Annotated in this window: 7 protein-coding genes; 2 read left to right on the top strand and 5 right to left on the bottom strand. The window is 73.8% G+C overall.

The annotated features are described in order from the left end of the window. Positions 1–18 precede the first annotated feature (18 nt). Positions 19–1,437: an adenosylhomocysteinase gene (ahcY, locus tag BGK67_RS34270; RefSeq protein ID WP_069924454.1), complete on the top strand. Its 1,419-nt coding sequence runs from the start codon at positions 19–21 to the stop codon at positions 1,435–1,437. Positions 1,438–1,486: 49 nt separating this feature from the next. Then, positions 1,487–3,091, top strand: coding sequence for an acyl-CoA carboxylase subunit beta (locus tag BGK67_RS34265; RefSeq protein ID WP_069924453.1), 1,605 nt, complete (start codon positions 1,487–1,489; stop codon positions 3,089–3,091). A gap of 213 nt (positions 3,092–3,304) precedes the next feature. On the opposite strand, the gene BGK67_RS34260 is transcribed toward BGK67_RS34265, so the two are convergent. From BGK67_RS34260 to BGK67_RS34240, 5 genes are read right to left on the bottom strand one after another with little or no spacing between them, the layout of a single operon-like run. Then, positions 3,305–3,811 (bottom strand): flavin reductase family protein, encoded by a 507-nt coding sequence (locus tag BGK67_RS34260; RefSeq protein ID WP_069924452.1) that lies wholly within the window; start codon positions 3,809–3,811, stop codon positions 3,305–3,307. A 23-nt stretch (positions 3,812–3,834) separates the two neighbouring features. Further along, positions 3,835–4,965: an LLM class flavin-dependent oxidoreductase gene (locus BGK67_RS34255; protein WP_069924451.1), complete on the bottom strand. Its 1,131-nt coding sequence runs from the start codon at positions 4,963–4,965 to the stop codon at positions 3,835–3,837. Beyond that, the gene (locus BGK67_RS34250; RefSeq protein WP_069924450.1) at positions 4,962–13,037 is read right to left on the bottom strand and encodes a hybrid non-ribosomal peptide synthetase/type I polyketide synthase; all 8,076 of its coding nucleotides are present in this window, start codon (positions 13,035–13,037) and stop codon (positions 4,962–4,964) included. The genes BGK67_RS34255 and BGK67_RS34250 overlap by 4 nt, the downstream gene beginning before the upstream one ends. Beyond that, positions 13,034–16,429, bottom strand: coding sequence for a type I polyketide synthase (locus BGK67_RS34245; protein ID WP_069924449.1), 3,396 nt, complete (start codon positions 16,427–16,429; stop codon positions 13,034–13,036). The genes BGK67_RS34250 and BGK67_RS34245 overlap by 4 nt, the downstream gene beginning before the upstream one ends. Continuing rightward, positions 16,429–21,804, bottom strand: coding sequence for a type I polyketide synthase (locus BGK67_RS34240; RefSeq protein ID WP_167739673.1), 5,376 nt, complete (start codon positions 21,802–21,804; stop codon positions 16,429–16,431). The genes BGK67_RS34245 and BGK67_RS34240 overlap by 1 nt, the downstream gene beginning before the upstream one ends. Positions 21,805–22,026: the final 222 nt, after the last annotated feature.

Below are 22,026 nucleotides of genomic sequence, written 5' to 3'. Positions count from 1 at the left end.
TCACCGGAGTACGCCACCATGACCAGCCAGACCCCTGCCGATTTCACCGACTACAAGGTCGCCGACATCGCCCTCGCGGAGTTCGGCCGCAAGGAGATCACCCTCGCCGAGCACGAGATGCCCGGCCTGATGTCGATCCGCGCCGAATACGCCGAGGCCCGGCCGCTGGCCGGCGCGCGGATCACCGGCTCCCTGCACATGACCGTGCAGACCGCCGTCCTGATCGAGACCCTGGTCGCCCTCGGCGCGGAGGTCCGCTGGGTCTCCTGCAACATCTACTCCACCCAGGACCACGCGGCCGCCGCCATCGCCGCCGCCGGCATCCCCGTCTTCGCCTGGAAGGGCGAGACGCTGGAGGAGTACTGGTGGTGCACCGAGCAGGCGCTGACCTGGCCCGGCGCCGACGGCCCGAACATGATCCTCGACGACGGCGGTGACGCCACCCTCCTCGTCCACAAGGGCGTCGAGTACCAGAAGGCCGGGGCCGTCCCCGACCCGGCGACCGCCGACAACGAGGAGATGGCCCTCGTCCTGCGCCTGCTGGCGGACACCTCGATCGACTGGGTGAAGCTGGCCGCGGGCATCCGCGGTGTGACGGAGGAGACCACCACGGGTGTCCACCGCCTCTACGAGATGATGGCCGAGGGCAGCCTGCTCTTCCCGGCGATCAACGTGAACGACGCGGTGACGAAGTCGAAGTTCGACAACAAGTACGGCTGCCGCCACTCGCTCATCGACGGCATCAACCGGGCCACGGACGTCCTGATCGGCGGCAAGGTCGCGGTGGTCTGCGGCTACGGCGACGTCGGCAAGGGCTGCGCGGAGTCGCTGCGCGGCCAGGGCGCCCGGGTGATCGTCACGGAGATCGACCCGATCTGCGCGCTGCAGGCGGCGATGGACGGCTACCAGGTCGCCACGCTGGACGACGTGGTGGAGACGGCGGACATCTTCATCACCACCACGGGCAACAAGGACATCATCATGGCCTCGGACATGGCCAGGATGAAGCACCAGGCGATCGTGGGCAACATCGGCCACTTCGACAACGAGATCGACATGGCCGGCCTGGCGAAGATCGAGGGCATCGTCAAGGACGAGGTCAAGCCGCAGGTCCACACCTGGAAGTTCCCCGACGGCAAGGTGTTGATCGTGCTGTCGGAGGGGCGTCTGCTGAACCTGGGCAACGCGACCGGCCACCCGTCGTTCGTGATGTCGAACTCGTTCGCGGACCAGACGCTGGCCCAGATCGAGCTGTTCACCAAGCCGTCGCAGTACCCCACCGACGTCTACGTGCTGCCCAAGCACCTGGACGAGAAGGTGGCCCGCCTCCACCTGGACGCGCTGGGCGTCAGGCTCACCACCCTGCGCCCGGAGCAGGCCGAGTACATCGGCGTCAAGGTCGAGGGCCCGTACAAGCCCGACCACTACCGCTACTGATCCAGGCGACGGACACCGGCGTTCGAGCCGGGCTTGAGAGCCCGGCCGGATGCTGGGACGTCGGAATCGGGCCACCGGAGCAAGGGGCGAGGAGAGTCAGTTGGAGAGTCTGCGAGAGCGCGCCACGGAACTTGCGGCGATACGGGCCCTGGCCGTGGCCGGACCGAGCGAGCGGGCGACGGCCGCGCAGCACGCCAAGGGCAAGCTGACGGCTCGCGAGCGCATCGACGTCCTCTTCGACGAGGGCTCCTTCTGTGAGGTCGAAGGGCTGCGCAGGCACCGTGCGACGGGCTTCGGCCTGGAGGACAAGAAGCCCTACGGCGACGGTGTGGTGACGGGCTGGGGCACCGTCCACGGCCGCACCGTCTTCACCTACGCGCACGACTTCCGCGTCTTCGGCGGCGCGCTCGGCGAGGCCCACGCGGCGAAGATCCACAAGCTGATGGACCTCGCCGAGGCCGCCGGCGCCCCGATCGTGGGCCTGTGCGACGGCGCCGGCGCCCGCATCCAGGAGGGCGTGACCGCCCTCGCCGGCTACGGCGGCATCTTCAAGCGCAACGTGCGCAACTCCGGGGTGATCCCGCAGATCTCCGTGATCCTGGGCCCGTGCGCCGGCGGCGCCGCGTACTCCCCGGCGCTCACGGACTTCGTGTTCATGGTGCGCGGCACCTCGCAGATGTTCATCACCGGGCCGGACGTGGTGCAGGCCGTCACCGGCGAGGCCGTGACCATGGAGCACCTGGGCGGCGCGGACAGCCACGGAGCGGTGTCCGGCGTCGCCTCGTTCGTCTACGACGACGAGCGCGGCTGCCTTGAGGACGTGCGCCATCTGTTGTCCCTGCTGCCGTCCAACAACCGCGAACTGGCCCCGGCCGGCGACCTGGACGACCCGGCGGACCGCCGCAACGACAGGCTGCTCGACCTGGTCCCGGCGCGCCCGACCCAGGGCTACGACATCCGCGAGGTGATCGAGGAGATCGTCGACCACGGCGAGTACTTCGAGGTCCACGGCCAGTGGGCGCAGAACATGGTCTGCGCGCTGGCCCGCCTGGGCGGCCGGCTGGTGGGCCTGGTGGCGAACCAGCCCTCGCACCTGGCCGGCGTCCTGGACATCGGCGCCTCGGAGAAGGCCGCGCGGTTCGTGCAGTTCTGCGACGCGTTCTCCATCCCGCTGGTCACCCTGATCGACGTGCCCGGGTTCCTGCCCGGCGTCGACCAGGAGCACCAGGGGATCATCCGGCACGGCGCGAAGCTCCTGTACGCGTACTGCAACGCCACGGTGCCGCGCATCAGCCTGGTCCTGCGCAAGGCGTACGGCGGCGCGTACATCGTCATGGACTCCAGCTCGATCGGGGCGGACGTGGCCCTGGCCTGGCCGTCGAACGAGATCGCGGTCATGGGTGCGGAGGGCGCGGCGAACGTGATCTTCCGCCGCGAGATCGCCGCCTCCGCCGACCCGGAGGCGACCCGGGCGCAGCGGATCAAGGAGTACCAGTCGGAGCTGATGCACCCGTACTACGCGGCCGAACGCGGCCTGGTGGACGACGTCATCGACCCGGCCGAGACCCGCTCCCGGCTGATCGCCACCCTCGGCATGCTGCACGCCAAGAACGCCACCCAGCCGAGCCGCAAGCACGGCAACCTGCCGATGTAGGCACGAATGCTGCCGGCACGCGGGACAAGTCATCCCAGAGCCCGACTGGACTGAGGCCCGGTTCGGGCGATTTCACGTCACCATGACGAATAGGGCGTCGGTCCTGCGGTGGGCTCTCGGTCCGCGACGCGGTGGAGCCGGGGCGGGGGTCGCCCGTCCCGGCTCCACGTTCGGCCGCGCCCGCCCGGCGGATCACGCCGGGCGGGCGCGGGGTCAGGTGGCGGTCCTGAAGGCCCGCTGGTACCAGAGCAGCGGCCGTCCCGAGCCCTCCAGGCGCACGTCCAGCACCTGGCCGACCAGCAGGTCGTGGTCGCCCAGGGTGATGCGGTCCGCGAGCGCGCAGCGCAGCGCGAGCGCGTCCGGTACGTGCGGCAGGCCGGGGCTGTCCGGCCACTCCTCCAGCGGCGCGCCGGCGAACCGGTCGACGCCGCTGGTCGCGAAGCGGCCCGCGAGGTCGCGGTGCTCGTCACCGAGCACGTTGATCACGAACTCGGGGACCTGTGTCAGCGCCCCGTGACAGCTGGAGGTGTGCGCGATGCCGACCAGCACGAGGGGCGGCTCCAGCGACACCGAGGTCACCGCACTGGCGGTGAACCCCCAGGGCTGCCCCTGCGCGTCACGCGTGGTGACCACGGTCAGGGGCGCCGCCAGCAGGGACATGGCTTCCTTGAAAGTCGCCCCGTCGACGGCGGGCCACTTCTCTTGCAGGGGGGTCGGCATCTCGGCTCCGTCCGTTGTCGGGGTCAGCGGGAGGCCGTGGCCTGGGCCGCGGCCTCCCGGGCCTGGGCGGCGAAGCCGTCCTTGTTCTCCGAGACCCACTTCTGGGACGCGCGACGGCTGTCGAGGGCGCCGGTGAAGTGCGGTGCCACGTAGCGGGCGAGCAGCTCGTAGCTCCGCTTGGTCTGCTCGCGGGTGGCCCAGTCCTGGGTGTTGACCAGCAGGGTGCCGAAGCCGCCGCTCTCGCGCTGCATGCGCTCGATGCCCTCGATGGCGTCCTCGACGGAGCCGATGATCGCAGTGTGGGTCTCGACGGCCACCTCGGCCTCGCGGCCCTCGGGCAGCTTCGCGGAGGCGCCGACGGTGTCGCGCACGTACTCGCGGAACCAGTGGCTCATCCCGGCGCGGACCTGGTCGAGGGCCTCCTCGCGGGTCTCCGCGATGTGCACGCAGATCGCCACGCGCCACTTGGAGCGGTCCACGGTCTGGCCGTACTGGGCGGCCTCCTCCTCGCCGGCGGCCCACAGCTGGGCCAGCGGCGGCTCGGACATGCCCGGGCGGCCCGCGAAGGTCAGCGCCTCGAGGCCGTACCGGCCGGCCAGGCGCATGCCGCGCTCGGTGCCGGCGCTGGCGACGGCCATGTCGAACCGCGGCTTGGTGTACGGGCGCAGGTGCAGCATGGCGTCGCGCAGCTCGAACCAGTCGGTCTTCATGGTGACCGGCTCGTCGCCCTTGAACAGGCGGACCAGCGCCTCCAGCGACTCGGCCATCATGCGGCGCTGGTCACCGGCCGATATGCCCATCATGTGGGCGTCGGCGGGCGAGACCCCGGCGCCCATGCCGAACATGGCACGCCCGCCGCTCTGGTGGTCCAGCTGCACGATGCGGTTGGCCGCGGTCAGCGGGTGGTGGTACGGCAGGCTCACCACGCCGGTGCCGAGCTTGATGCGGCGGGTGCGCTCGGCCGCGGCGGCGAGGAAGACCTCCGGGGAGCTGACCGTGGACCAGCCGCCCGAGTGGTGCTCGCCCACCCAGGCCTCGTCGAGGCCGAGCTCGTCGAGCCAGTGGATCAGGTCCAGGTCCCGCCAGAAGGCGGTGGTGGGGTCCTCGCCCAGCGAGTGGAAGGGAGGGATGAAAGCACCGAACTTCAGCGTCATGACTGTATTCCTTCGAGGGGTCGGGCCGCCGTGCCGGCGAGCCAGAGGGAGAGCTGGTCGGCCAGCAGCCGCAGGCGCGGAGACTGCATGACCGTGTAGTGGTCGCCCGGCAGCGCGACGTAGTGGAAACCGGAGGGGAACAGCTGGGACCAGGCGGCGACCGCCTCGTCCGTGGAGCCGTCCTCGGCGCGCAGGAACGCGGTCGCTCCCGCGTACGGCTGCGGCGCGTAGGACAAGAGGGCCCGGAAGTTGCGGGCGAAGCGGGTGTGGATCTCGCGGAACATCTCGAGGCCGACCCCGGCGGGCAGGACGCCCTGTTCGGCGGCCTTGGCGTACAGGATCTCGAAGGCCGAGTCGGGGCAGTCCGCCGCGCGGAACAGCTCCGGGTCCGGCTCCCACGAGGTGCCGGCGAGGCCGGCCAGGTCCCGGCCGAACCACGAGAGCAGCACGGCGTCGTCGATCTCCGCCCGCTCCGGCGCCGGGCCCGGGGGCTCCAGCAGGTCGATCACCGCGAGGTGTTCGACCTCGTGACCGGCCGCGGTCAGCTGCTGGGCCATCTCCAGGGCGATGACCCCGCCCATGGACCAGCCGCCGAGCCGGTACGGGCCCTGCGGGACCGCGGCGGTGAGGGCGGCGCAGTAGTGCGCGGCCAGCTCCGGCACGGTCGCGAGGACTTCGTCGTCCGGCACCTGGAGGGCGTAGAACGGCTGGTCCTCACCGAGCAGGCCGGCCAGTTCGCCGTAGCAGAGCACGTCCCCGCCGACCGGGTGGACGAAGAAGAGCGGGGTCCGCGTGCCCCCGGTGCGGATGGGCACCAGGGCGGCGCGGCGCACCGAACCGCCGGCCTCCCGGATCGCCGCGGCGAGCAGGGCGATCGTCGGCCGGGCGAACAGGGTGGACAGCGGCAGCGAACAGCCGAGCCGGGCCCGGATCTCGGCCATCAGCCGGACCGCGAGCAGCGAGTTGCCGCCCAGCGCGAAGAAGTCGGTGTGCACGCCGAAGCCGGCGGTGGGGAAGAACTCGGCCCAGATCCCGGCGAGTCCGCTCTCCGTCAGGTCCCGGGGACCCTGCGCGGCGTCCCCCTCGGCGGCCTCGGCGCCGGGGACCGGCAGCGAGGAGCGGTCGACCTTGCCGTTGGCGGTCAGCGGCAGCTCGTCGAGGATCAGGATGTACTGCGGGACCATGTACGAGGGCAGGGCCGCGCCGATCGTCTTGGCGAGCAGCTCGGGCGTCACCTCGCAGGTGCGGTCCTCGTCGAGGACCACGTAGGCCACCAGGCGCTTGGCGCCCTGGCGTTCGCCGACGGCCGAGGCGACCGCGGCGCGCACCCCGTCGCAGGCCAGCAGCGCCGCCTCGATCTCGCCGAGCTCGATCCGGTAGCCCTGGATCTTGACCTGGAAGTCCTCCCGGCCCAGGAACTCGATGTTCCCGTCCGGCAGGTACCGGCCCAGGTCGCCGGTGCGGTACAGCCGCTCCCCGGTGGCCGGGTGGCGAAGGAACGCCGCCCGGGTCCTGGCCTCGTCGCCGAGGTAGCCGCGGGCCAGGCCCGCGCCGGAGATGTACAGCTGGCCGGGCACCCACACCGGGCTCGGCTGCATGGCCTCGTTCAGTACGTGGAACTGCTGGTTCAGCAGCGGCTTGCCGTACGGGACCGAGGTCAGCGACGGGTCTGCCTCGCCGGTCACGTGGTGGGCGATCGACCAGATCGACGCCTCGGTCGCCCCGCCCAGGCTCCACACGGCCGCCTCGGGCACCAGCGTGGCGATGCGCTCCGGGAGGGTCAGCGGGATCCAGTCGCCGCTCATCATCACCGTGCGCAGCGGCAGTGTCCCGGTCATCCCGGCACCCAGCGCGTGCTCGGTGAACATCTCCATCAGCGTCGGCACGCTGTTCCAGACGGTGACCCCGTGCGCGGTGACCAGCTCGGCCCAGCGGCCGGGCTCGCGGTGCGCGTCCGGGGCCGGCAGCACGATCGCGCCGCCCGCCGCCAGGATGCCGAACACGTCGTACACCGACAGGTCGAAGTTGAGCGCGGACAGCGCCAGCACCCGGTCCTCGTGCGTGATGCCGAACCGCTCGTTGATGTCCAGACAGGTGTTCAGGGCGCCCGTGTGCTCGATCATCACGCCCTTGGGCGTGCCCGTGGAGCCGGAGGTGAAGATGACGTACGCGAGGTCGTCCGGACGGGCGGCCGAGGCGGGCACGGCGCCCGCCGGGACGGCCAGCGCCTCGGGTCCGTCCACGCACAGCCGCAGCGTCCCCCGCGGCCACTGGACGCCGGCCTCGACGCGGCTCTGCGTCAGGACCAGGCGGATGCCCGCCTTCTCGCACAGCAGCCGCAGCCGCTCCGCGGGCACCCCGGCGTCGATGGGCACGTACGTCGCGCCCGCCTTCAGCACGCCGAGGGTGGCGGCGACCTGCTCCCAGCCCTTCTCCATCACGATGCCGACGAACGTGCCGGGGCCGGCGCCCTGCTCCAGGAGCCAGCGGCCCAGCCGGTCGGTGTGCTCGTCCAGTTCGCCGTACGTGAGCTCGCGGCCGGGGGCGATCACCGCGACCCGTGCGGGGTGCGCGGCGGCCTGCGCGGCGAACGGCTCGTGCAGCAGCCCCGCGGGCAGCGGCCCGGCCGTCGCGTTGGCGGACCGGCGCACGTCGAGCTCGGCCGCCGGGGCCAGGGCGGGCGCCGGGCGGCGCCAGGCGTCCTCCTCGACGCACAGGCCGCGCAGCACGTCGAGGTAGGCCGCGAACATCGCGTCGATCATCCCGGCGGGGAAGAGCTCCTCGATGACGTCCCAGTTCACGATCAGCGCGCCGGCGTCCTCGACCACCTGGTGGTCGAGCCACACCTGCGGGGTGCGGATCGAGCTGGACACCTCCTCGCCGCCCTCGCCGATGGCGGTCAGGTGCTGGGCCAGGCCCATCGAGGCCGCGGAGTCCTCCTTGGCCGCGAAGTTGACGGTGCTGGCGAAGACGACCGGCATGTTGGCGCGGGCGTTGCCGCCGCGGGCCCGGTTCAGCTCGCGCAGCACGGCGACACCGCTGACGTGGCTGTGCTCCAGGTCGTTCCACAGCCGGCGCTGGATGCGCTCGGCCCGCTCGCCGAAGGCGACCGAGGCGGTGGAGTCGATCTCCAGCAGGGTGGTGGCGCTGAAGTTGCCGAGCACGCTGCCGACCTGCTCGTGCAGCGGCAGCCGGTTGAAGAAGAGCACGTTCAGCGTGAAGCGGCTGGACTTGCTCCAGGAGGCCAGCACCTGGGAGTAGGCCGTGCACAGCGCGGCCGACGGGGTGACACCGGCCGCCGAGGCGTACGCCTTGAACCGGGACCAGTCCTCGGCCTCGATCCGGCTCGAGCGGTGCGTGAACGCCGGCGCCTCCAGCGAGCCCGGGTCGGCGGCCAGCGGCAGCTCGGGCGCCGGCGGCAGCGTGTCGAGCCGCTCGCGCCAGTAGGCGAGCGAGGCCGCGTGCAGGTCGGTCTCCTCGACGGCCTTGGCCGTCACCACGTAGTCCCGGTAGGTCAGCGGGACCTCGGGCAGCGTGCCGGCCTCGCCGCGGTAGGCGGCGGCCCACTCGCGGAACAGCAGCGAGGTGCTCCACGCGTCGATGATCAGCGCGTCGAGCCCGATGTGCAGCCGGGTGCGGCCCTCGGTGACCCGGGTGGCGCGGATGTCGAACAGCGGCCACACCGCCGTGTCGAAGACCTGCCCGGCGACCTCGTCGTGCAGTTCGGCCAGCCGCGCGCCGCGCTCCTCCTCGGAGCATCCGCGCAGATCGGTGGTGCGGATCAGGTACGGGGCGACCTCGGGCAGCACCTTCTGGTAGCCGTCCTCGGTCATCACCGCGCGCAGCATGTCGTGCCGGTCGATCATCAGCCGCAGGGCGTCCTGCAGCCGCTCCACGTCCACCCCGTCGAGGTCCACCTCGATGAAGAAGTACGTGGAGACGTTGCCGAGTTCGAAGGCGCTGGAGCGGCCCACCAGGTAGGCCTGCTGGAGGTCGGTCAGCGGGAACGGCTCGTAGCGGGCAGCCTCGTCGCGGACCAGCTCCGGCAGCCGCCCGCCGCCCGTGACGGGCTGCGCCGCGGCGTCCTGCCCGCCGGCGCCGGCCGACTCCTCGGGGGTGCCGAGGGTGGAGAGGATCTGGTCGCCGAGCGTGCCGACGCTGCGGCCCTCCAGGAAGGCCACCAGCGGCAGCGACACCCCGAGCGCGGCGGACAGCGCCTCCTTGACCTCCAGGGCCATCAGCGAGTCCAGGCCCAGGTTCTGCAGCGGCTCGTCGCGGTCGACCAGGCCCGGGGAGGTGCCCAGCGCGCGGGCGACCGTCGCCGTCAGCAGCTCCCGTACGCCCGCGGCGTCCAGCGACCGCGGGTCGGCGGCCGCCGCGAGCGGGGCCGCGGCCGGCAGCGCCCGGGCGGCCGGGGCCGCGGCGGCGTCGGTGCGCAGCAGCTGGTCCTTCTCGGCGCGGCGCAGGCACACCCCGGTGGCCTCGACCACCGTGCGGCCCTGCGCGTCGTACAGCGCGGCCTCGGCGAGCAGCATGCCCTGCGGGTCGGGCGACGGCAGCAGCCGCACCCGGCAGTACGTCTCGCCCTGCGCGCCGGAGAAGCCGTGGAAGGCGAACCGGTCGATGCCCACCAGCATGAAGGTGGCGTCCGCCGGGGTGCCCTCGGGCAGGCAGGCGAACAGGGACTGGAACAGCGCGTCGGTCTGGCCGGGGTGCAGCCGGTAGCCGTCGGCCTCGCCCGGGCGCGGGGCGCGCATCTTCGCGACGGCCTCGCCCTCGCCGCTCCACACGTGCTCGATCCACTGGGCGGTGGGGCCGAGGTACAGCTTGCGGCGCCACATCCGGCGGTAGAACTCCTCGCCGGTGGTCTCCTCGGCGAGCGGGGCGCGCAGCGCGTCCAGGTCGGCCGCGGCCGGGGCGGCGGCCGGCAGCGGGGCCAGCTTGCCCTGCGAGTGCAGCAGCCAGCCGGCGCCGTCCCGCCGGGCCGAGTAGTAGCGGTAGGCGGTGCGGCCGCCGGGCGCCGGGTCCAGGACGAGCTGCACCCGGGCCCGCTGGTCCTCGTCGAGGATCATGCTCTGCAGGACCAGGCACTCCTCGATCAGCGCGCCCGCGCCGCCGCCGTCGGCCCGGGCGGCCTGGAGGGCCGACTCCAGGTAGACGCCGATGTTGACGACGGGCAGCCCGTCCATCACGCAGTCGCCCAGACAGGGGTGGCCGGTGGTGTCGAGCACCGCCGCGTACTGGACGGAGTCCAGCGGCGAGGGCACCCGCTCGCCCAGCAGGCGCGCGGACGCGGCCTCGCCGGCGCCGGGCGCGGCCGACACCGGGCGGGCGCTGGGCGTGAACCAGTGCCGGGTCCGCTGGAAGGGGTACGTCGGCAGCGCGGCGCGCCGCCGGCCCCGGCCCGCGTCGTACGCGGCCCAGTCCACCGGCGCCCCCAGCGCGTACAGGGCGCCCAGGCTGTCCAGCACCACCCGGCCGTCGTCGTGGCCCTTGCGCAGCGACGGCAGGAACACCGGCGGCTGTCCGCCGTCGCCCGCGCCGGGCAGGAACCGCTTGGCCATGCCGGACAGCGCGGGCTGCGGGCCGGTCTCCACGAACACGCGGAAGCCCAGCCCGTGCAGGGCCGTCATACCGCGCAGGAAGTCCACGGGGCGGCGGATGTGCTCGCGCAGGTAGCCCGCGGAGAAGGCCCGCGGGCCGGTCAGCGGCTCGCCGGTGACGTTGGAGACGACCGGGATACGGGGCTCCGCGTACGTCAGGGCGGCCGCGGCGGCCTCGAACCCGTCGAGCACCGGATCCATCAGCGGCGAGTGGAAGCCGCGGGTGACGGTGAGCCGCTTGGACTTGACGCCCGCCGCGGCCAGGTCGGCCAGCAGCACCTCCAGCGCCTTGGCGCCGCCGGAGACGACCAGCGACTCGGGGCCGTTGACCGCGGCCACCGACAGCTCGCCCTCGTAGGGCGCCAGCGCCGCGGCGAGCTGCTCCTCGGTGGTGAAGACCGCCGCCATGGCGCCCTCCACCGACAGTTCCTGCATCATGCTGCCGCGGCGCACGGCGAGGGTCAGCGCGTCCTCCAGCGAGAGCACGCCCGCCACGCAGGCCGCGACGATCTCGCCGATGCTGTGGCCGAGCACGGCGCCCGGTTCGATGCCCCAGGAGCGCCAGAGCTCCGCCAGCGCGTACTCGACGGCGAACAGCGCCGGCTGGGTCCAGCGGGTCTCGTCCACCAGCGCGGCCTCGGCGGGCGAGGGGTGCAGCACGGACAGCAGCGAGCGGTCCGTCAGCTCCGAGACGATGGCGTCGCAGCGGTCGACCGCCGCCCGGAAGACCGGCTCGCTCGCGTAGAGGCCCGCGCCCATGCCCGCGTACTGCGCGCCCTGGCCGGTGAAGAGGAAGGCCACCTTCGGCTGCGCGCCGCCGGGCACGTGGCCGGTGCGGACGCCCGCCGGCAGGAGCCCGCCCGGCGCGAACGCGGCCAGCTTCTCGCGCATCTCCCCGGCGGTGCCGGCGACCGCGGTCAGCCGGTGGGAGAGGGGGGCGCGGCCGGTGGCGGCGGTGTGGCAGACGTCGGCGAGCGGCGCCGCGTCCGGGCCGTCCAGGTACGCGGCGTGGCGGGCGGCCAGCTCGGCGAGCGCGGCCGGGCTCTTGGCGGACAGGGCCAGCAGCTGCGCGGTGCGCTCGCCCGCGGCCTCCTCCCCGGCGGCGGCCGGGGCGGCCGGCGCCTCCTCGACGACGACGTGGGCGTTGGTGCCGCTCGCGCCGAAGGAGCTGACGCCCGCCAGGCGGGGCTTGTCGCCGCGCGGCCAGGCCACGGCGGTGCGCGGGAAGGTCACCGACAGGTCCTCGACGCCGATCTCCGGGTTCACCTCCCGCAGGTCCAGCTGCGCCGGTATCTCCTCGTGCTGGAGCGAGAGCACGACCTTGATCAGCCCGGCGATGCCGGCGGCCGGCTCCAGGTGCCCGATGGTGCTCTTGACCGAGCCGACGACCAGCTCCTCGCCCGGCGCGCGCCCGCCCAGTACGGCGTCCAGGGCGCGCAGTTCGAGCGGGTCGCCCAGCGGGGTGCCGGTGCCGTGCGCCTCCACGTAGCCGATGTCCGCGGGTTCGACGCGGGCCGAGGCCAGCGCCGCCCGGATGACGTCCTGCTGGGCGGCGGCGTTCGGGACGGTGATGCCGGCGCTGCGGCCGTCCTGGTTGACGGCGGAGCCGCGGATGACGCCGAGGATCCGGTCGCCGGCCGCCTGCGCGTCGGAGAGCCGCTTGAGGACGACGATCCCGCAGCCCTCGCTGCGTACGTAGCCGTCGGCGCGGGAGTCGAAGGTCTTGCAGTGGCCGTCCGGCGCCAGCATGTTGGCCTTGTCGGCGATGGTGAACCACTCGGGCGACAGCAGGACGTTGACGCCGCCCGCCAGCGCCATGCCGGTCTCGCCGGAGCGCAGGCTCTGGCACGCCAGGTGCACGCCGACCAGCGAGGAGGAACACGCGGTGTCGACGGAGAGGCTGGGGCCCTGCAGGCCCAGCCAGTACGAGAACCGGCCGGCCGCGAAGGTGGAGGCGTTGCTGGTGAGGCTGTACGCCTCCAGCTCGGCCGGGTCGATCTGCTGCATCTGGCTCTGCACGTAGTCGTACGTGGTGACGCCGAAGTACACCCCGGTGTCCGAGCCGTTCAGGGCGGCCGGCGAGATGCCCGCGTGCTCCAGCGCCTCCCAGCCCACCTCCAGCAGCAGGCGCTGCTGCGGGTCCAGGGTGGCGGCCTCGCGCGGCGAGATCCCGAAGAACGGGGCGTCGAACCCGTCGACCCGGTCGAGGAAGCCGCCGAGGCGGCTGCCGTGCCGGGCGGTGTCCCAGCGGTCCTCGGGCACCTCGCGGATGCCGTCGCGGCCGGAGCGCAGGAACTCCCAGAACTCCTCGGGCGTCTCGGCGCCGCCGGGCATCCGGCAGGCGAGGCCGACGATGGCGATCGGCTCGGTCCGGGCGCGTTCGGCGGCGTCCAGCTCGGTGCGCAGGCGGCGGATCTCGCGCACGCTCCGGGCGAGTACGTTCTGCCGCTCGTGGTCTTTGTCGGTCATCTGGCTGCTCCGGCTGCGGGCGTCGTGGAACCGGACTCCGCGGCCAGCACGGCGAGGAGTTCGGCTTCGGAAAGGTCGTCGAGGGAGGTGTCGTCCTCGGACCCGGAAAGGTCCGAAGGCGCCTGCGGTGCGGGGATCACGGCGTGTACGGGGGCAGGGGCCGGCGCGGCGGGCGCTGCCGCGGCGGCCTGCGGGCCGGCCTCGGCCGCCGCCCGCTCCGCCAGGACCAGCAGGTGCGCGGACAGTGCCTCCACCGACGGGTGCTCGAACATCACGGTCGCCGGGAGGCGGCGGCCGAGCAGGCCCTCCAGCCGGACGCGGGCATCGCGGGCGAGCGTGGAGTCCATGCCCATCTGGAAGAAGCCGGCCGTCCGGTCGACCCGGTCGGTGCTCAGCTCCAGGGTCGCGGCCACCGCCGCGGTGACCTGGGCGCGCACCAGTTCGGTACGGGCCTCGCCGGGTTCGGCGGCCGCCACGGCCGCCACCAGCGCGGGCAGCTGCCCGCGCCCGTCGGCGTTGTCCGGCTCGTCCGCCGCGCGGGCGGCGTCGGCGTCGAGCGGGACCGGGCCGGCGGAGCCCGACGCGCGGAACCAGAAGCTCTCGTGCTGCCAGGCGTAGGAGGGCAGCGGTACGGGGCGGGCGGGGGCCGCCGGGAGCAGCTGGGCCAGCCGGGCGGGCAGGCCGTGCGCGTGCAGGGAGCCCAGGATCTCCAGCAGGCCGTGCGCCTCCGGCTCGTCGCGCCGCATGGACGGCAGGGCCAGCCCCTCGCGGCCGGAGTGCTCGAAGGCCTGCTCGACGGCGGACAGCAGCGTCGGGTGGGGGCTCATCTCGACGAACACCCCGTGGTCGCTGTCGATCAGCGAGCCCACGGCGTCCCAGAAGAGCACCGGCTCGCGCAGGTTGCCCGCCCAGTACTCGGCGTCGAAACCGGAGCCGTCGCACAGGTCGCCGGTGACGGTCGACAGCACCGGCACCCGGCCCGCGCGGGGCTCGATGCCCTTCAGCTCGGCCAGCAGGTCCGCGCGCAGCGCGTCGACCTGGGGGCTGTGCGAGGCCACGTCCACCTTGACGTGGCGGCAGAAGACGTTGCGCGCCTCGAGGGCCCCGGCGAGCTCGGCCAGCACCTCGGGGTCGCCGGAGAGCACCGTGGAGGTGGGGCTGTTGCTGACCGCGACCGAGACCCGGTCGCTGTGGTCCGCGACGAACTCGGCGGCCTGGTCGAAGGGCAGGCCCGCCACCAGCATCGCGCCCTGCCCGCTGATGCGGCGCAGCAGGAAGCTGCGGCGGCAGATGACGCGGGCCGCGTCGTCCAGGCTCAGCACGCCGGCCACGTGGGCGGCGGCGACCTCGCCCATGCTGTGGCCGACCACCGCGTCGGGCTCGACGCCGAAGGCCCGGGCCCGGGCGGCGAGTCCGACCGCGATGGCGAACAGGGCCGGCTGGATGACGTCGATCCGCTCCAGCGGCGCCCCGTCCTCCAGACCCATGATCGTGTCGATGACGGAGAACCCGCCGTCGGTCCAGCGCCGGAAGGCTTCGTCGCACTCGGTCACGGCGGCCCTGAACACCGGGCAGACGCGCATCAGTTCACGGCCCATCCCGGCCCGCTGGGCGCCCTGGCCGGGGAACACGAAGACGACCTTGTCGCTGATGTCGCCGCCGGTGCGGCCGGTGACCACCGAGGCCGGGGACTTGTCCGCGAGCCACATGTCCAGCCGCTCGGCGGCCTCGGCGTGCGTGCTCGCGGCGACGGCGAGCCGGTGCGCGTGCCGGGTGCGGCGGGTCGCGGCGCCGTGCACCAGTGCGGCGAACGGCTCCTGCCGCGTCTGCCGGTCCTGGAGGTGGTCGCGCCAGGCCCGGGCCATCGGGACCAGCGCGTCGGCGGTGCCCGCGTAGACCGGCAGCAGCCAGGGGCCCTGCGCGGCCTGCGGGACCTCGGGGGCCGCGGCCCGCGGTGCGTCGTCGGGCCGCGGTGCCTCGTCGTCCTGCGGGGCCGGGCCGAGGACCACGTGGGCGTTGGTGCCGCCCGCGCCGAAGGAGCTGACGGCGCCGTGGCGCCGCTCGGCGGGCTCGTCCCAGCTCGCCGCCTCGGTCGGGATGCGCAGCCGTCCGCCTCCGAGCGAGATGTGCGGGTTGACCTCCTCCAGGTGGAGGTTGGGCGCGATGGCCCGGTGGTGGATGCTCAGCGCCACCTTGATCAGGCCGGCCAGGCCGGCGCCCGCCTCCAGGTGGCCGATGTTGGTCTTGACCGACCCGAGCACGCAGCTCCCGCCGTCCGCGTCCGCCGTCCCGTACACCTCGTGCAGGGCCTCGACCTCGATCGGGTCGCCGAGGCTGGTGCCGGTGCCGTGCGCCTCCAGCAGGGTGACCTGCGAGGGCTCCAGCCGGGCGGAGCGCAGCGCCGCCCTGATGACATCGCGTTGGGACAGGCCGCTGGGCGCGGTCAGCCCGTTGGTCAGGCCGTCCTGGTTGACGGCGGAGCCGCGGATGACGGCCCAGATCCGGTCGCCGTCCCGGGTCGCGTCCGAGAGCCGCTTCAGGACGAGCACGCCGACGCCCTCGCCGCGCGTGTAGCCGTCGGCCTTCGCGTCGAAGGTCTTGCAGCGGCCGTCGGGGGCGAGCGGCAGGCCCTTGGAGTGGGCGACCGTCATCGTCGGCGACAGGATCAGGTTCATCCCGGCGGCGACCGCCGTGGAGCACTCCTGGGTGCGCAGGGACTGGCAGGCCAGGTGCACCGCCACCAGCGAGGACGAGCAGGCCGTGTCGACGGTCATGCTCGGGCCGCGCAGGTCGAGCTGGTACGAGAGCCGGTTGGAGATGATGCAGTTGGTGCCGCCGACGACGGTGTACGTGTCGAGGCCGGCCGGGTCCTCCAGCTGCATCTGGAGGTAGTCGGTGGCGTTGGCCCCGACGAACACGCCCGTCGCGCTGCCCTGGAGCCTCTCCCGGGGCAGGCCCGCGTCCTCCAGGGCCTCCCACGCCACCTCCAGGAAGTGCCGCTGCTGGGGGTCCATGCGCGCGGCCTCGCGCGGGGAGATGCCGAAGAAGTACGGGTCGAAGCGGTCCACCCCGTCGATGAACCCGCCGAAGCGCATGGTGGTGCGGCCCGGGGCGTCGGGGTCGGGGTCGTAGTAGGCGTCGGCGTCCCAGCGGTCGCCGGGCACGCCGGTGATCGCGTCGGTGCCGGAACTGATCATCTGCCAGAACGCGCCGGGTGAGGTGACCCCACCCGGCAGTCGACAGCCGATCCCGACGATGGCTATGGGCTCGTGGCGCTTCTGCTCCAGCGCGTCCAGCCGGCCCCGCAGCATGCGGACGGCGGACAGTGCCTTGACGAGGGCGTCCCCGGAGCGGTCTTCGGCCGGGGCGGTCCCGACGGTGCTGCTGCTCACTAGAAGGTCTCCATCCGCTCGCTCAGTTCCGCGAGTTCACGTTCGAGGAGGGCCTCGAGGCTCTCCGGGTCTGCTTCGCCGTCCGCCGCCGGGGGCAGGACGGGGGCTTCGGCCGCGGGGCTCCGCTCGGGGGCCTCGTCGCCGTCGAGCGCGATGTCCGCCTTGCCGGCCAGGAACGGCGCGATGTCCCGTACGGTCGGGTAGTTCCAGATGAGCGTGGCCGACAGCTCCACGCCGAAGGCGGCCTCCAGGCGGTTGCGCAGCTCCAGCGACATCAGCGAGTCGATGCCGAGGGAGCGCAGCGGGGTGTCCGGGTCGATGCGGCGCGCGGGCAGCTTGACCACCTGCGCGGTGATCTCCCGTACGGCGGTCTCGAACGCGGCCCGCCGCTCCGCCACCGGCAGTTCGGCCAGGGCGGCGGCGACCGCCCCGTCCGCCGGTCCGCTCGCCGCATCGTCCTGCTCGGCGGCCAGGACGGGGACGGAATCGAGGCGCACGACGCGCAGCCCCTCGGCCTCGGCCAGCAGGGCGCCCTCGGCGGACAGGATCCGTACGCGGGCCTGCCAGTGCCGGTCGTCTCCGGCCGGCTCCGCTTGCGCGTACGCCCACAGCTCGCCCGCGAGCGTTCCGTACACCCGCAGCCGGCCGATGGACTCGCTGACGAAGCACTGGGTGACGCCCTCGCCCCAGGCGGCGCCGAGCAGCGGGGCCACGGCGGACTGCAGGGCGGAGTCGAGCAGCGAGGGGTGCACCCGGTAGCCGGGGTCGGCGGGCAGGGCGGCGGGGTCGGGCACGATCCGGGCCAGGGCGGCGCCTTCGCCGCGCGCGATGCCGGTGATCCCCTGGAAGGCGGGCCCGTAGCCCAGGCCGCAGGCGGCGAGCGCCCGGTAGTAGGCCGGTCCGTCGAGAGTCTCGGCCAGCGGGCCGGCCAGCGAGGCCGGATCGCGGGGCTCGCCCGGGTCCGGCTCGGCGCCGAAGACCACCCGGGTCTCGGCCACGCACAGCGGGCCCTCGTCCTCGCGGACGAAGAAGCGGATCCGCGCCTCCTCGCCGTCCGCGCCCTCCAGTACGGCCTGGACCCGGCGCACGCCCTGCGCGGGCAGGATCAGCGGCTCCCGGAAGGCGAACTCCTCCAGTACGGGGTGTCCGCCGGGCCGGACCTGGGCGCACATCGCCAGGGCCATCTCGGCGAAACCGGCGCCCGGCAGGACCGCGGCCCCGCCGATCCGGTGGTCGAAGGCACTGGCGGCCGTCGCGTCGAAGTCCATCTGCCAGTAGTGCGTGCCCGGGGCGACGGGGGAGTCGAGGCGCTCGCCGAGCAGGCCGCGGCGCAGGGCCCGGCCGCCCGCGGGGGCGCCGCCAGGGCCGGGGGCGTCGATCCAGAAACGTTCCCGCTGCCACGGGTAGTGGGGGAGCTTCGCCGCCCGGGCGGGGGTCAAGGCGCGGTCCACGCGGACCTGGGCGCCCAGGACGTGTAGCCGGCCCAGCGAGCCGAGGAGGCTGTCGCGCTCCTCCTCGCGGCGGCGCAGCGACGGCAGGGCGGCCACGGCAGCACCGCTCTCGGCGGCGACCTGCTCCACGGCGGGCAGCAGGATCGGGTGCGGGCTCATCTCGATGAACACGCTCACCCCGTCCTCGACGAGGCGGGCCACCTGGTCGCCGAAGAGCACCGGCTCGCGCAGGTTGTCGGCCCAGTAGCGGACGTCCATCTCGGTGCCGGAGGCCACCGAGCCGGTCACCGTCGAGTAGACGGGGACGGTGCCGGCGCGCGGGGTGATGCCCTCCAGCGCGGACAGCAGGTCCTCGCGCAGCGGGTCCATCTGCGGGCTGTGGGAGGCCACGTCCACCTTGACCCAGCGGCAGAAGACCTGGTCGGCCTCCAGCCGCGCCGCGATCGCGGTGAGCGTGTCGCGGTCGCCGGACAGCACGGTGGAGCGGGGGCTGTTGTTCACGGCCACCGACACCAGGTGCTCCTGGCCGGCGAGGAGCTCGCGGGCCTGGTCCATCGTCAGCTCGCAGGCGAGCATGGCGCCCTGGCCCGCCGCGCGGCGCAGCAGCAGGCTGCGGCGGCAGATGATCCGGGTCGCGTCCTCGATGTCCAGCGCGTCGCTGACGTGCGCGGCGGCGACCTCGCCCATGCTGTGCCCGATGACGGCGTCGGGTTCGATGCCCCAGGAGCGCCACAGTGCGGCGAGCGCGACCTCGACGGCGAACAGCATGGGCTGGACGACGTCGATGCGGGTCAGCTGCGAGCTCTCCTCGTCGGCGCACAGCTCGGCCTCGATCGACCAGTCGATCCAGGCCCGGGCGGCGGCGTCGGTGGTACGGATGGACGCGGCGAACGCCGGTTCGGTGCGCAGGAGTTCGCGGCCCATCCCGATCCACTGGGAGCCCTGGCCGGGGAAGACGAAGGCGGTCCGGGGCCGGGACTCGGCGGGCTTGGGGCCCTCGAAGAGCTGCGGCGGGCGCTCGCCGTCCGCGTGGGCGGCCAGCGCCTCCGCGAGTTCGGCGGTGTCCCGGGCGACGAGCGAGAGGCGGTAGGGGTGGTGGGCCCGCTCCAGGCCCGCGCGGGCCAGGGCCGCGAGCCGGTCCGGGGCGGGGGCGTTGCCCGCGGTCTCGTCCGCGGTCTCGTCCGCGGTCTCGTCCGTGAGGGTGGCGGCGACGGCGCGGGACAGGTCGCGCAGGGCCTGCGGGGTGCGGGCGGAGAGGGTGAACAGCTCGGCGGCGGGCGGGCGTTCACCGGGCGTCCGCACGTCGATGCCGAGGCCCGCGAGGGCGGCGAGGGTTTCCAGCAGGCCGGCGCGGTCGTCCTCGCCCTCGCGGCGCATGGTGGCGAGCACGGCCGCGGTCCCGCCGTACTCCTCGGCGGACTGGCGCAGAGCCGGGGCCAGCACCGGGTTGGCGCTGATCTCGACCAGGACGCCGGTCCCGCGGGTCAGCAGGTGGGCGGTGGCCTGGGCCAGCAGCACGGGCCGGCGCAGGTTGCGGACGAAGTACGAGGCGTCCGCCTCCCGCCAGTCGAGCGGCTCGCCGGTCACGGAGGAGATCATGGGGATGCGGCCGGGCCGCGGGGTGAGCGTGCCGATGGCCGCTTCGAGATCGGCGGTGATCGGGTCGATGCCGGGGCTGTGGGCCGGCAGGTCGACGCGGATCATGCCGCACAGGACGCCCTCGGCCTTCAGGTCGGCGACCAGGGCCTCGAGTGCGGCGCGGGGACCGGCGAGGCCGGTGGTGCGGGGGCCGTTCTGGGTGGCGACCGAGATCTCCTCGCCGCCGGCGCGGTCGTCGAGGCGCTGCTGGAGGTCGGCGGCGGAGAGTTCGACGACGGCCATGCCGCTGCCGGAGCCGGCGACGCGGCGCTGCTGGTCGCTGTAGTGGTGGATGAGGCGGACCGCGTCCGGAAGGTCGAGGATGCCGGCGATGACGGCGGCGGCGACTTCTCCGAGGCTGTGGCCTACGACGGCGTCCGGTCGGACCCCGGAGGCCTCGAGCCAGGCGGCGATGCCGACCTGGATGGCGAAGAGTACGGGCTGCATCACCCCGACGTCCCCGCTGCGGGCGGCGGCCTCGTCGGCGTGCAGTTCTTCGAGGAGCGACCACCCGGTGTGCCGGGCGAGTTCGCGGTCGCAGTCCTCCAGTACGGAGCGGAAGACCGGTTCCGTACGGAGCATGGTGCGGGCCATCCCGATCCACTGCTGGCCGTACGGGCTGCATATGAAGGCCACCTGCGGGCGGCCGGCGGAGTCGGCTTCGGTGCCGGGGCCGGGTCTCTCCAGCGGGGTCGGCGCCGCGGGTGCGGTGGCGGCCTCGAGGACGACGTGCACGTTGGTCCCGCCCCAGCCGAAGGCGCTCACCCCGGCCCGGGCCGGTCTCTCCCCGGTCGCGGGCCACGGCTCCTCGGCCGCGGTGACCCGCAGGCGGAGGTCGTCGAAGGGGATGTGCGGGTTGGGCGTCTCGAAGTGGATGCTGGGCGGGATGCGGCGGTGGCGCAGCGCCAGGGCCGTCTTGACCACGCCGGCGATGCCGGCGGCCGCCTCCAGGTGGCCGATGTTGCTCTTGACCGACCCGATGCGCAGCGGTGCGTCCGCGTCGCGGCCGCGGCCGTAGACCGCGCCGAGCGCGGTGGCCTCGACCGGGTCGCCGAGCGCGGTGCCCGTGCCGTGGGTCTCGACGTACTGGACCTCGGCGGGGGAGATGCCGGCCTGGCGGCAGGCGGCGCGCAGCACGGCCTCCTGCGCGAGGGGGTTGGGGGCGGTGAGTCCGTTGCTCAGGCCGTCGTTGTTGGTGGCCGTGCCGCGGATCGTGCACCAGATGTCGTCGCCGTCGGCCAGGGCCCTGGACAGCGGCTTGAGGACGATGACGCCCGCTCCCTCGCCGCGGCCGAAGCCGTCGCCGCGGGCGTCGAAGGCCTTGCACCGGCCGTCCTGGGAGAGGCCGCCGAACTTGCTGAGCGAGACCATCGTCTCCGGGCTGAGCAGCAGGTTCACCCCGCCCGCGACGGCCGTCTCGGACTCCCCGGCCCAGATGCTCTGGCAGGCCAGGTGGACCGCGAGCAGGGAGGAGGAGCACGCCGAGTCCAGGACGACGCTGGGGCCGGTCAGCCCGAGTACGTAACTGAGCCGGTTGGCGACCATGTTCAGGGCCCGGCCGGTGGCCGAGTGCAGGGAGGCGCCGGCGGGGTCGGCCGCGCCGAGGTCGGCGTAGTCGTGCCAGATCGCCCCGGCGAAGACGCCGGTCGCGGTGCCGGACAGCCGGCCGTCGGACAGGCCCGCGTCCTCCAGGGCCTCCCAGGCGACCTCCAGGAAGAGCCGCTGCTGCGGGTCCATCTCCTGGGCCTCGCGCGGGGATATGCCGAAGAAGAGCGGGTCGAAGGTGTCCACGGGGCCGCGCAGGAAGCCGGCCTGGGAGGTCACCATCTTGCCGGCGGCGGCGGGGTTGGCGTCCAGGTAGGCGGCGGCGTCCCAGCGGTCGGCCGGAACCTCGCTCACCGCGTCGGTGCCCGAGCGCAGCAGCTCCCAGAACTCCCCGAGGCCGTCGGCCTGCGGGAGGCGGCAGGCCATGCCCGTGATGGCGATCGGCTCGCGGGCGCCGCCGGGCACGGCCCGGAAGGTGTCCGGGAGCTCGGCGGGCGCCTCGGGCTCGCCCTCGACGACGCGGACGGCGAGCGCCGCGATGCTGGGGTGCGACCACATCAGCGCCGGGGAGAGCCGGGTGCCGGTCAGCTCCGAGAGGTCGCCCATGAGGGCGACGGCGCGCATCGAGTCGATGCCGATGGTGGAGAAGAGGTCGTCGTCCTTGACCTCGTCGGGTGCGCGCCCCGACCGTACGGCGATCTCGCCGCGCAACCAGTGCGATACGGCTTCGACGGTGTCCATGTGGGATCTGCCCGTCTGGGACGTGTCTTCGTGGGACGTGTCCGTCTGGGACGTGTCCTCTTGGGACGTGTCGATGTGCCCGGAACCCTTGCCCATCTGCATGAGAACCCCCTCCGTTTGTACATAACGTGGAAACACTTGAGCGCTGATGGATCGTTCTTCGACGGCCCGCGGGGCGCGGGACGTGTTGTCCTGGCATGTCCGGGATGCGGTCAACAGGCG

This window comes from Streptomyces subrutilus (assembly GCF_001746425.1).
GTDB classification, from domain to species: domain Bacteria; phylum Actinomycetota; class Actinomycetes; order Streptomycetales; family Streptomycetaceae; genus Streptomyces; species Streptomyces subrutilus_A.
Note: the sequence above shows the minus strand (reverse complement) of the source record. Positions and strands in the feature narration are given on the sequence as shown.

Excerpts from the sequence above, each read along its gene's own strand:
- BGK67_RS34255 (WP_069924451.1), bottom strand. The coding sequence starts at position 4,965 with ATGACGCTGAAGTTCGGTGCTTTCATCCCTCCCTTCCACTCGCTGGGC.
- BGK67_RS34265 (WP_069924453.1), top strand. The coding sequence starts at position 1,487 with ATGCTGGGACGTCGGAATCGGGCCACCGGAGCAAGGGGCGAGGAGAGT.
- BGK67_RS34250 (WP_069924450.1), bottom strand. The coding sequence starts at position 13,037 with ATGACCGACAAAGACCACGAGCGGCAGAACGTACTCGCCCGGAGCGTG.
- ahcY (WP_069924454.1), top strand. The coding sequence starts at position 19 with ATGACCAGCCAGACCCCTGCCGATTTCACCGACTACAAGGTCGCCGAC.
- BGK67_RS34260 (WP_069924452.1), bottom strand. The coding sequence starts at position 3,811 with ATGCCGACCCCCCTGCAAGAGAAGTGGCCCGCCGTCGACGGGGCGACT.
- BGK67_RS34240 (WP_167739673.1), bottom strand. The coding sequence starts at position 21,804 with ATGGACACCGTCGAAGCCGTATCGCACTGGTTGCGCGGCGAGATCGCC.